The 12,682-nt window shown below is 46.8% G+C and carries 10 protein-coding genes; all 10 read right to left on the bottom strand.

Features of this window, described 5'->3' with window-relative positions; translation table 11 throughout:
• Positions 1-9: 9 nt before the first annotated feature.
• From HGH92_RS33180 to HGH92_RS33135, 10 genes are read right to left on the bottom strand one after another with little or no spacing between them, the layout of a single operon-like run.
• Positions 10-1,260, bottom strand: coding sequence for a beta-ketoacyl synthase N-terminal-like domain-containing protein (locus HGH92_RS33180; RefSeq protein WP_168875164.1), 1,251 nt, complete (start codon positions 1,258-1,260; stop codon positions 10-12).
• Positions 1,257-1,499: a phosphopantetheine-binding protein gene (locus HGH92_RS33175; RefSeq protein ID WP_168875163.1), complete on the bottom strand. Its 243-nt coding sequence runs from the start codon at positions 1,497-1,499 to the stop codon at positions 1,257-1,259. Before HGH92_RS33175 ends, HGH92_RS33180 begins: the two co-directional genes overlap by 4 nt.
• Before the next feature lie 2 nt (positions 1,500-1,501).
• Positions 1,502-3,757 carry an ACP S-malonyltransferase gene (gene fabD / locus HGH92_RS33170; protein ID WP_168875162.1) on the bottom strand — a complete coding sequence of 752 codons (2,256 nt, stop codon included), beginning with the start codon at positions 3,755-3,757 and terminating at the stop codon, positions 1,502-1,504.
• Positions 3,758-3,769: 12 nt separating this feature from the next.
• Positions 3,770-5,338, bottom strand: coding sequence for a condensation domain-containing protein (locus tag HGH92_RS33165; protein WP_168875161.1), 1,569 nt, complete (start codon positions 5,336-5,338; stop codon positions 3,770-3,772).
• A 42-nt stretch (positions 5,339-5,380) separates the two neighbouring features.
• Entirely contained in the window at positions 5,381-7,135 is a 1,755-nt protein-coding gene (locus HGH92_RS33160; RefSeq protein WP_168875160.1) for a non-ribosomal peptide synthetase, read from the bottom strand.
• A gap of 29 nt (positions 7,136-7,164) precedes the next feature.
• The gene (locus HGH92_RS33155) at positions 7,165-8,313 is read right to left on the bottom strand and encodes an adenylyltransferase/cytidyltransferase family protein (protein ID WP_168875159.1); all 1,149 of its coding nucleotides are present in this window, start codon (positions 8,311-8,313) and stop codon (positions 7,165-7,167) included.
• Positions 8,314-8,347: 34 nt separating this feature from the next.
• Positions 8,348-9,484, bottom strand: coding sequence for a phosphonopyruvate decarboxylase (aepY, locus tag HGH92_RS33150; protein ID WP_168875158.1), 1,137 nt, complete (start codon positions 9,482-9,484; stop codon positions 8,348-8,350).
• Positions 9,478-10,350, bottom strand: coding sequence for a phosphoenolpyruvate mutase (gene aepX, locus HGH92_RS33145; protein ID WP_168875157.1), 873 nt, complete (start codon positions 10,348-10,350; stop codon positions 9,478-9,480). Before aepX ends, aepY begins: the two co-directional genes overlap by 7 nt.
• Positions 10,351-10,400: 50 nt before the next feature.
• Entirely contained in the window at positions 10,401-11,546 is a 1,146-nt protein-coding gene (locus HGH92_RS33140; RefSeq protein WP_168875156.1) for an iron-containing alcohol dehydrogenase, read from the bottom strand.
• Positions 11,547-11,582: 36 nt separating this feature from the next.
• The gene (locus HGH92_RS33135; protein ID WP_168875155.1) at positions 11,583-12,125 is read right to left on the bottom strand and encodes a transcription termination/antitermination protein NusG; all 543 of its coding nucleotides are present in this window, start codon (positions 12,123-12,125) and stop codon (positions 11,583-11,585) included.
• Positions 12,126-12,682: the final 557 nt, after the last annotated feature.

Below are 12,682 nucleotides of genomic sequence, written 5' to 3'. Positions count from 1 at the left end.
TCATTTATATTAGTCCTTACTTAAAACAATAGCGGTATTTATTCCACCAAAGCCAAAACCGTTGCTGACAGCATATTCAATCCCGGCTTCGATCATTGTGCCCCTTACCCAGTCTATTTCATTACTGACCGGAGTGTCCAGGTTAGACGTTGGATGGAGAAAGCCTCCATTCATTTGTAACAGGGTGGTAATAGCTTCCACCACTCCGGCTGCGGACAATCCATGCCCAATGAGCGACTTCGTACTGTTAGCCCTGACACCTGCCAGGCCTGCACCAAGTATGGCCTCCACTTCAGCCAGATCACCGGCCTTGGAGCCCGTGCCATGTGTATTAACATAGCTGATCTGCGCAGGCGTTAGGTTGGCCGCGGCAATCGCCTTTATAATCGCCGTTTTTTCACCTGCTGCAGACGGGTTCGGATTCCTATTCGCATCCATACACACCCCGTACCCCCTGATCGTTCCATAAGCGCCCCTGTTCCTGGCAGCTGCATGCGTCTCCGATTCCAATATCATGCAGCCCGCAGATTGTCCGTACACGAACCCGTTATGCATTCTATCAAAGGGCCGGCAGATAGCCGACGGAACATCTGCTGCAGGAGCCATCGCACCAAGGGCGGCAATCGCCTGGTATTCAAACACGGAAAGGTCCATAAGAGGCGCCACCACCAACACGACGTCATATTCACCTCCCAACAGCAACCGGCAGCCGTTTATGATCCCCATATTGCCACTGGCGGAAGCCGCGCCTATACAATACCCTTCACCGCGTATCTTCAGTAATTCAGACAGTACCCCCACGATATCCGTATCAAAAAAACCAAATCCGTAAGCCGGGTTGATAAACCGCAGCTTGTCATGGTAATTGTCCATGATATCCTTATACATCGCATGTTGCGTATTACTGCCGCAAGAGATGACAGCCACCCTTGACAGATCTGTGTTATCCCCGTTAAGACCAGCGTCTGACCAGGCTTCCAGCGCGCAATACAAGCCAGTCCGGGTGCTATGGGAAATATGCCTGAACTGTTTGGCCTTCCGGATAATATCTCCATCCAGCTGCAGCGTCTCCGTCAACGGCTGAAAAGAGTTTGTCTCCAGCCCGCTGAAAGGAAATCTGAATATTTCCCCTCCTGATTCCATTGATAATATCGAGAACCGGGTCTCTCCCTTACTGATGGCGGCTGTATATGACCGGCAACCCGTGGCGACCGGTGTTGCGATGCCCATTCCGGTTACACGTACAGACATTCCGCTCATGCCGGCAGCTTCTTTTCGATCAACGTTGCTATGTCCTCGATGCTGTTTGCAGTAGCAAATTCAACACGTGAAATGTCCAGTTGCAATCGTTCCAGCGTAACGGTAATAAGTTCCGCCCTGTCAATCGAATTCGCGCCAAGATCTACCAGACTTACATCACTCATCACTGTGGTACCTTCCAGCTCCGGAATGATTTCTATGAGATTCTCCTTTATCAGGTTAATGATCTTATCTTTCATTTTCAGTTATTTTTAATATGATGCCTGCTTTCCGCAAACAGGGCTAATTTATCCTGCAGCAGCTGTGCAGCAGCTTCCATCAGTTTGATACCGATTTCATCGACATGCCTGTTTCTCCAGTTTTCCAGCGCTGTTCCCTTCACCCATTGATTGAAAGCTCCCATAGCTGGTCCTGTATGCACCTGATAATTGACCAGATCATCTCTGTTGCCCTCAAAAGACAACCTGGCACAATAGCCGAAATACCAGCGAAATACCAATGCCATTTTGCTTTTGGGGTTCTGTAAAGCTTTGGTGACTATGGCTTCATTCCCTTGTCTGCGGAAATATGCCACTGTTTCATCCCAAACACCGGCAACTGGCTTTTTAAAGTAATTTTTCTCCAGCTGTTGCAGCGTTTTTTCGGGTATCTCCTCCAATGCGGCGAATTGATTGTAGAGTGCGTATAATTTATTGGCCCTTGCAGGAAACAGGACGCCCTTTCTCAATACCTGCACCTGCGCGCCAATTTCAAACATATCTCCGGCGGGAGCATATGCTGTATCCTGCACATTCATGTCCATCAACAGGTCCTTTACCGTATCGCTTGTACCGGCTTCAACGGTGCATTGATTAATAGATCCGGTAAGCACAAAATCGGCGCCCATCATAAAAGCACATACAATGGCCTGGGGTGCGCCGATACCGCCCGCCAAACCAATGTGTATCGGACAGTCATAGTGGTACCTTTTTTCCATCACAGCCCTGAGCTCCTGAACAGCCGGCAGTAATACCAGCGCAATGCCTCCATCTGTATGACCTCCTGAATCGGCCTCCACGCAGATGTCGGCACTCATAGGCACCCTGCGGGCCAGTGCGGCCTGCTCTGCATTGATCAGTCCTTCATCGAGCAATTCATTCACTATTTTTTCAGGAGCCGGGCTCATAAATGCTTCTGCTACTTCCGGCCGGGACAACTTCGCCAGGATTTTGTTATCACAAATGATATCTTCTCCCTCCTTCCTTATTCCTTTTAATTTATAATAGACAAGCGCCCGGGTTATCTGCATAAAGGCCGCCGCCTCTATTTTGCGGACTCCGTATTTTATATAAAGCTGTACAGTCTCCATCTCCAGCCCGGGATCGGTCAAATTATGTATGAGGTTCATCCCGTAAACTTCGCCGTTGTTCAGTGCGCTTTGAATATGTTTTATATTTTCTTCGATGTCATGCAATCCCATGCCCGCAGTGCCCAGAAACCCCAACATACCTGCCTTTGCCATACGCACCACCAGCTCCCGGGAAGCAATTCCCCTGTACATGCCACCGGCCAGATAGGCGTATTTCAGACCATATTCCTTTCTGAACCGCGCGTTGCCCAGCCTGGTAGCCAGTCCTCCCTGCTGTTCAGGAGCTGTTGCCGATAAGGGCTCCTCCATTACCGGCGTGGTTTTCTCCCGGATCTCATTTACCATTTTAGTTAAAATTCCTCCTCCTATTTCATCATACGTCGTTACCCGCCGCCCCATTAAAAAGCGGATTGAATCCATCCAGCGGACAGGACTCGCTATCTGTACGGTCAACAGCGATTTTATATCGTCATCAGTATATGGTTTTGCTGAAACATTCGATATTACAGGCACCTGTAACGGGGAAAAACGGAAACCTTCCAGAAAGACGCCAAACTCATCAGCTGCAGGTTTCATGTAACGGGAATGAAACGGAGCGCTCACATAGAGTGGGATAATCCGGATACCTTCCTGCTCAAATTGTTTAATGACATTTTTTATCTGCTCCTGCCTACCAGCGATAACTGTTTGACTGGGTGTATTATAGTTAGCAATATCTATATCTGTATAACCGGCTTCCTCCAGCTTCCGCTTAAGGGTGACAACATCAGGGCCCAATACTGCCGCCATTCCTCCATTGGAGGCTGCAGCCATCAATTCGCCCCGTTTTTTCACCAGTCTTAGTCCCGTCTCAAAGTCAAAAGCTCCCGCAGCAAGCAGCGCATTATACTCCCCCAGGCTGTGCCCTGCGAAATAGGCGATTTCCCGTTTCTCATATTCATAATAATGCAACGCATTCACCACATACAACGCCGGCTGTGTAAACGCCGTACTTCCAAGTTGCCTGCGAGGGTCATGCAGACAAAGCTCTTCCAGGTTATAACCCAGTATTTCAGAAGCTTTGTCCGTTTCAGTTCTGTATACCCGGAACAGGTCCTTTCCCATTCCTTTATATTGGGCTCCCTGACCGGGAAATATAACTGCTTTCATGTTTTCATTTTTTTAATAACAAACAGCCAGCTTCGTGGACAACACGTCTTTATCGGACAATAATTCAATCAGCGACAGATACGCTTCCATCACCTGTTCAATATCTTCCTTTGAATGTGTGTTGCGATTATAATCCGTCTTCATTAACACACAATTGCCAAACTCTATAAGGTTGCATTTGAAATCATAATGATTATAAGTGGCTTCCATATGCACAGGGGTAAGATCATTATACTCCATATCCGTTTTATGGATCAGATTTAACTGGAGTGGAATTAACACATCCAGCGGAACATCCAGCTCGTGAATGATTTGCTCATAGGGATAGAAGCGAAACCTGGAGACATCCAGCATCAACATAGTGCTGCTTCTGATAAACTGGTAAATACTGAGATCTTCATCAGCTTCCAGACAAGCAATGGCGTCTCCCGTAAACCAGCCGGTTACTTTAGTAAGATCCTCAAATACCCTGGTGTTAAAGGTGATGCCCATTCGTAGCATTTTACGCCGGTGTTGTCTGATAAAAAGCAGCCCGAAAACAGCCATCAATGTCATAAACAAGGAAGAGTCACATGAAACGGCCAGCTTTCTGGCTTTTTCCAACAACGCTTTCTGCATAAAGGATATATAGGAAGATCCCGGCTTAGGGTTAATATTGGCCATCGTTCCCAATGCCTCTTCATAATACAGTGCCGCAGCATTCCCCGGAATGCTTTCCATTTCCGTTTTTAATTCCTTCCGGTACGACCGTTGCACTACGGCATTTTCCATTGACAGGCTGGCCTTGATTTTATCCAGGTACAAACGTTTTGCCGACTTGAATTTTTCTGTTGCAGCAAACGTTGTTACCCAGGAAGCATATTCTTTGTATTGTAGTTTTAAAGCCGGCAGCGTTTCCCTGCACTTTGAGTGATAGAGCCGGGTGAAGTCGCTCTCAAAGATCCTGGAAGAAATATCGTCTGAAATAGCGTGATGGGCCGTAAAGAACAACACATTTGACCCATCCGGATACACAACGGCCATCACATCCAGCAACGGCCCTTTTTCCAGATTGAACCGGATAGCCATACACTCCAGATAGATTTTCCGGAGATCGCCACCACCCGCCGTATCAGCAGCATGTACATACCTGATCTGCGGAATGGCCGGCGCACTGCGGTGAACCCGCTGTTGTAGTTTACCCCCCAGGGTAATAAAAGTTGTCCTCAGGCTCTCATGCCGGTCAATCAGTGCGTTGAGCGATTCCTCTAAAAGTTCTCTGTCCGGATTTTCAATTTTTATATTGAAGGAGACATTGAAACTGGAATCTCCCAGCAGAAGAAACTTCAGGTAAGCCTTCCGCTGTTGTATGGTAACATCAAAAGTGTCCTGGTCGTCGGGGAAACTGGTCCCGCGGAACGTAGCTTCCTCAAACCACACTGCATCCCCCGCCAGAATTGCCCTGATCTCGTCTCTGTATGCACGGATCTCTTCCAGTAATGCTTTGTTGACAGCAACGTCTTTGGGTACCCCAAACTTTACTTTGTCATCTTCGAGGAAAAAACGTATTCCAGCCCGTGTCGCCTTTGCTATTACCCCCATTGCCGGATTTAAATCAATACTATTATTCATCATTCAAAGATCTTACAAGTCATAAATGTCATAAGCTGCTTCCTCGACCGGCACGTTGGCTGCTGTTGCCGAAATCTCCATATACGCTGCAATAGCTGCGATGTTTTTCAGTTGGAAGATCATCGGGAGTGATATCTCCACGGAAAACGCCTTTTTGATACGGGCAATCAGGTCAACCACCAGCAGGGAATGACCCCCAATCTCGAAAAAGTTATCTGCTGTTCCTATCTGCTCTATCCCCAACAGATCCTTCCATATTGCCACCAATCGCTCTTCCAGCTCATTTTCAGGCGCGACGTACCTCCGCTCGCTATTATGATGGTCCTTGAGGTCAGGAAGCGCCTTCCTGTCTATTTTCCCGTTATTGTTAAGTGGTATGGCAGACAATTTCGTTAATACGGACGGAACCATATAAGAGGGCAGCACGTCCTTCAGTTGAGCAATAATATCCTGATTGCTCAATTCCTGCTGTGACACATAATACCCAACGAGCAGGTTATTCCCACCTTTGTCTGTCACACATTTTACAGCCGCATGTTCAATACCTGTTACCCGCAACAGTGCATTTTCCACCTCTCCTATTTCAATTCTGTATCCCCGGATCTTTACCTGGTCATCTTTCCTTCCAAGGAATACGAAAGTGCCGTCGGCCATTTGTTTGCCTATATCGCCGGTGCGGTACAATCTGGCTCCTGGTTTTCTGCCAAACCTGTCAGGCACGAATTTTTCCGCCGTGAGCTCCGCTTTATTCAGATATCCTCTGGCAACACCGCTGCCACCGATACAGATTTCGCCCGTTAAACCTACAGGAAGCAAATTCCCCTGATCGTCTGTTATATATAGTCGCTCATACAACAGGGGCGTACCGATCCCCAGTATCTCGCTTTCATGAATAGCAAGAGAGCTACTCCAGACTGTCGCCTCAGTCGGTCCGTACACGTTATAGATGCGTACTTCCTTTAATTCTTCTTTCAGCCGTCGGAAAGTTCGTTCCTGCAGATGCTCTCCGCCAACCATGAGTATTTCCAGACGGCGTAAGGGCGACAGGTCTGTTTCTGCATAGGTCAGGAGATTTAGTCTTGATGGTGTAAGCTGCACTACATTTACCTGATGCTCCTCCAGCTGCCTCCATATAACAGCGGGGTCAGTCTCATCTATCAACACAATTGTAATCCCTATCGCTAACACACACACCAGTTCCAATACGGACAGATCAAATGTATATGGTCCCATTGCGCCAATCCGCATACCTTTCCTCATACCCCACCGCTGCGTAAGATTGTGGGTAAGGCTGGCCAGGTTACGGTGCTCTACCATTACGCCTTTGGGAGTTCCTGTGGAACCGGACGTATAAATTACATATGCAAGGTCAGACGGACTTATATCTACCGGAAGTCTTTCCACGTTCTCCTGCGCTATCTTATCTGCGTCAGCATCCATATTAACAGTAACGGACACACGATTATTTCCACGGAACAGATCTGCCACGGTATCATCCAGAATGATCATACCGGCATTAATATCTTTCAATATAAAATCCACCCGTTCTGCCGGGAAACTGCCGTCAATCGGAACATAGGCGCAACCGGCCTTCATAATGCCCAGTAACCCCACGATCATGTTAATTCCCCGGCTGACCATGATCGGCACCATTGTCCGGGGCTTTATACCAAGTCTGCTGAGATGATGTGCCAGCTGATTGGAGCGGCTTTCCAGCTCACGAAAACTCAGCTGTTGACTTCTAAATATAACTGCAGGTGTATCCATGCTTATTTAAATTAATCGTTCCCTTACCATTATCCCGCGTAATCATGTTCTGCAGAAAAGGCATACAACATACTGCGATCATATTTCTCCATAAAAAAAGCATCGTATCCCGTACCGGACGTTCTGGTGAGGGTATCAGGATGCTGAATGCCCCGCATTATCAGTATTTCGGGGAAGTGGTCCTTTATGCGCGTCAACAAATCGGCCTGGTCAGTGCCCGCTGGCATGCAGGAAATAACTATTCCGCTGACACCGTTCGCGGCCAGCACTGCAATTGCCGCCAGCACTTCCTTTTCCGGAACAGTAGCCGGGATTTCGGCGAAGAGTAAAAAATCGCTTGCTGTTGATATTTTCCTGAAACCGGCCACCACTCCGGCAATGAGTTTCAAACAGTCATCCCGCTGGTCATCTCTGTCATCCAATTCAAACGTCACTCCCGACACGCCGAGTGCCTGTAGATGTATCAGATAGTCTCTGGTGGCATTTATGTCAGTCACCAGTCCGATACTGTGCAACAGCGGATAACTCGTATTTCTTAATATCTCCTGGATAGACAAAATCGAAAAATTCACAAAATCCGTGTCTGTGTAGGGATATTGCTTATAATGATAGTAGCGTAAAGCATGAACAGATACATGGGGCATCTTATTCCTGATGACATCCACAAAAAGAGGACTGCTGATATCTATAATAGTCAACGGATTTTCCTGAAGATTGCCTTCCAGCAAGACAAGCAGGCTTTTCAGCCTGCCGGACCGTGACGGGCCCGGAAGAGCCTCCTGGATAATGGTAGAAGAAATTCCTTTAGTGTATGGGACTTCTATCAACTTCCCATTCCACTTTTCCAGCTGCCGGATAATGTTCATGCGGGTAGTTGCCTGTATCCCATCTTTCCAGTCATCCCCATGCATGACAAATTCAGGCCTGATCAATTCCAGATTGTCGGAATAATCCAGCGTATACTGGGGCAGTACTTTGTGTACATACTTTATACTTTCCACGATTTCCTTTCTACTTTCGTAGGGAAGATGGGGAAATCTCTTATAGGAGGCCATGGCGGCGTCTGTCAGCAGCCCAACAATCACATTTCCGTATTTCGCTGCCTCCCTTAGAATATTGATATGGCCGTGATGGATCAGATCGGCACACATACCAAGGTATACATTCGGTCTTGTCATATTGAAAAATTTCCTGCCACCGGGAAGAACGCTTCTACAATGCAGCGCGGTCTCTATTCCGGAGATGCTTCATCAATTGGTCTTTTAACAGATGCGGAGCTTCATCCGGCCGTACCGGTTCTTTTCTGACGCCGTTTGCTATTTTAACTTCAATCAGCCCCAATGCTCCCAGTGCCTTTAATTCACGTACAGCCTGCGTAAGGTCAGCTGCCCCTGAAACGGTGTACACATATTTATACCCATTGCCGCGCGCTATTGCGGGGATATCAATATCCATAGCAAGCGTCCGCTGTCCTCCTACCGAATCATGCGCGCCGTTATTCAGTATCACATGAATAAAATCAGCCGGTTGCAGGCTGCCAATATTGGCCAACGCCCCAAGATGCATCAGTAAGGCTCCATCGCCGTCGAGGCAACAAACATGCTGCTTCGGACTGCCCATGGCAATTCCTAATGCGATCATGGAAGCATGGCCCATAGCGCCAACATTGTAAAAATCCCGCTCATGAGGTTGCCCGGACAATTGACGCAATTCATATACTTCCCGTGCACATTTTCCGGTGGTGGAAACGAACACCGACTCTCTCAGTTCCTCCAGCAATACGCAAATGGCATCTTCACGATATAGGTCGTATGCCTGCTGTATCTCTCTGCGGAATGGCTCAAATGTGTGCTTCTTCACCAACAGGGCCACAGGCGTGGAAGATAAGGCCGCGGTTGCCGACAGGCGGCCAACCTGTTCAGTCGCCTCCTGAAAGTCTGCCGACAGGATTTCATAAGGTATGTTCATCAGTGCCAACAACTGTTCCATCATACTTCCCATTAACCTGTGCTGAGGCTCGTCTTTTTCTCCCGGGAAACCCCTCCAGCCGATCATCAGAAGCATAGGAATTCTGCTGGCATCTGTATTGGTCAGGGAAGTAAGCGGATTTACCGCGTTGCCAAGACCCGCATTCTGCAGATATACAACCGGCAACTTGCCGGTACTGAGATAATGCCCGGCTGCCAGCGCTACGGCACTTCCTTCATTAGGCGTAATGACATGGCTTTGCGCATCCAGGGTATCATCCAGGTAACTGCAAAAGGGCTCCAGCACGGAGTCTGGTACGCCTGCAAAAAAATTAATCCCATGCTTGTTCAGCATGCCTGCAAATAACGCTGTGTTTAACATTGAGAACCGGGGATTAACGTAAGTATTTTGTCGATTGACATAATTTTGTCGCTGGCCTCATAAGACCTGTCATGGGTCAGGATATCAACCGCCACATTAAACATAGCCGGATAAGCTGCCCGCAAAAGATGGTTAGCATGGATTACAATATGAAAGCCTGAAGCAAACAATTGCTCGTCACAAATGCTGTTGAATTTGGATGGCACGCAGACAAGCGGAACGCCGGGGTGGGCCGTCACAAATTGCTCCGCAAAGCTGATCACGCTTTCAGGGGACTTATCCTTACTGTGGATCAGGACGCCGTCGGCACCCGCGCTAATATAGGCAGCCGCACGTTCAAGAGCATCGTCCATGCCTTTTCCCAACACCAGGCTCTCAATCCGCGCAATAATGCCTATAGGATGAGGCGTAGGCGTACTTTTACCAATACGGATTTTATCGCAGAAATTTTCTATTGTGTCCTGTACCTGCGAGTGATGATCATCAAAAAGTGAGTTTTGTTTAAACCCTACCTTATCTTCTATCACAATAGCCGTTGCACCCGCACCAGCCAAAGCACTCACCGTAAAAGAAAATTGCTGGTTCAGCCCACCGGTGTCGCAATCCACTACGATCGGCTTGGAAGACACCCGCTTGATCTCCTGTATAAGATTCACTTTAGTAGTAATATCCACCAGCTCTATATCCGGAAGCCCTTTGATGGTTGAAACGGTCAAACTGCTAAGCCATATGCCGTCAAATGCTTTTTTTGAGCCATTATTGCCTACGACTGCCGTATTTTCAATAATCATGGCGGATAACGCGGAATGGGCCTCCAGTAAGCGGATATGCTGCCCTTGTTTGATTCTGTTTAAAAAGACATCCATGTAATAAAGTATACTATAGGTTAATAATCATCACTTGCGTAGTGATTCATTCAGGCAATTGCTGATAATCTGTCAAATGAAGAGGTGAATATTTGCTGAATATCAGATCTGTTAATGGTTACGGGGTGGTTGCGCAGCCTGTCTTCGTTGAAGTTGCACTGCTGCAGGACTGCCAGATCACCGGCACTGATGTATGCTGACAATGAAATATCAACATTTATGCGCGCAGCCAGACCACATAAAACCTCGAAGGCATGACGGCCTGACTTCACATTAAGCAGGCCCAGGATATATTCCAGATGCTGTCTGAGCACTGGATAACTTTCATCCTCTAAATTTAAAATCTTGTCATGGAAAAGGAAAAAATAAGGAAGCGTAATCATGACAGCCAGTCCGTGAGGAATACTGAACTTCCTTGTTAACGGGTAGGAAAGTGCGTGGGGTCCTGTTGTCTTCGTAATAGCAATCGCCCGGCCGGACAAGAACGACGCCTTCATCAGACAAGTCATCGCTTTCGGCGAACGCGTCCGGACAGCTTCATCTACATTGTCCATGACCAGCCGTACCGCTTCTCCTGCATATTCCCTGGATGCTGTCACAGAGCCTTTGGACCAGATGCTTTCAATGGCCTGGCTCAGGGTGTCAAAGGCACCTACAGCTATTTGTTCGTTACTAAGGGAAACAGCAAGGGGTGGACAGTGAATAAATTGCTGGGGGATAAGGCTATTGCCATAAAAAGAATGTTTGGCCGCTCCATCATAGATAACGGCAAAAGGCGTCACCTCTGCACCGGTGCCACATGTGGTGGGTATTGTCAGGAGCTTTAACCTTTGGGGTTCCAAAAAATCAATATCAGTATCCAGTAATGAAAGCATCGTAGCTGCTTCCTGCTGCCAGAGTACCGACACAGATTTGGCAATGTCTATAATAGTACCACCGCCTATAGCGATGACTGTATCTATACCTTCTAAACGGGCCGTATTGGCGACATTCAGAATGTCTTCCAGTTCCGGGTACAGAGAAAAACCTGATGCCCGGAATAACAGGATGTCCGGAGCTATCGCATCAGTCACAACAGATTCATAGTCTTTAAATGATTGATATCCGTGTATGAGCAGAACTTTCTTTGTGTTAAATGTATGCAGTATGCGCTTAATGCTTGCGCCAAGAGAACTTAGTGAACAGGGATCGTACATGCAGATTAATTTTCAACAGCCGCCTCATGACAATATTTATTCGGCTTCCATATTGGATAACATCAACGGATCGTTAACAACGTCCAGGTATTCGGGCAATACTTCCATCATTATATTTCTTTGCAACAGGCCAACTCTTACCACCAGTTTCCTCGTGCCTTTATATTTTACGACCTCACAAAAAAGACCAGACAAGGGTCCATATGTTATCAGCAACTTCTGCCCCGGCAAAAACTGCTCCGCAGACGCATTCACATTATGACCATAACAAACCGCGATGTCAATCTGGTCTATCAGACATTGGTCCACTCTCGCCAACTGTTTACCGAATCTTACATAACAACAAAATCCGTCAACAGCCTGTGTGGTAAAAAAATCTTCCTGATTCTCAAGATTAACAAAGACATAAGAAGGGAAAAGCGGTGTGTCTATCACCTTTTTTCTGTCACATCGTAGCCGTATCTCTTTAATTGTTGGCAAAAAGTATTTGATTTTGCGCTCAGCTAGTAGTTGTGCAACCTTTTTTTCACGCTGCGACATAGTGTAAATCAAATACCAGCCAGAAGCAAACTTACTCATGGGCAAACCTTTTAAATATATACAAGGGTTATTAAGAACGAGGGCGTTATTCGAGGTAGAATAGCGGGAGTATAACAATCATGTAAAAGTTGTCGTTATCGCGACCACTTTTAATTAGTAGATAAAGCTATCGCTACAGCCAGCAACAGTTACTTTCTGCAATTAAAAAATCAAATTAAAATTAACTTCACAGACTACACTGGTGGGTAATAATCAGATTACCCATCGCATTCCCCACAGATTAGAACAACAGTATGCTTTTTCTACGAACAAAATATCAGGTCACAAATCTAAATACCAGACAGGTTTATGAATAATCCATACAGGTCACTCAGCCTGTATATTTATCTTGTTACTCGATAAAAAAAGAATATAACAGAATATGCTCTTCGGGTTAAAAATCAAGCGCTTACTTAAATTGCTAAGGTTCAGGGTTGTGGTAACAAATTTTATGCGGTCGCAGGATGACTTCTCCGTCAGAGAAAAAATCAACAGCCACCCAATGAAACAGGCAAGGAAAAGTAAGATTAACATTATGGCACAGTAGAACCAATTTT

Source organism: Chitinophaga varians (assembly GCF_012641275.1).
Classification (GTDB): domain Bacteria; phylum Bacteroidota; class Bacteroidia; order Chitinophagales; family Chitinophagaceae; genus Chitinophaga; species Chitinophaga varians_A.
The sequence above is the reverse complement of the archived record's forward strand: the minus strand, read 5'-3'. Positions and strand labels throughout refer to the sequence as shown.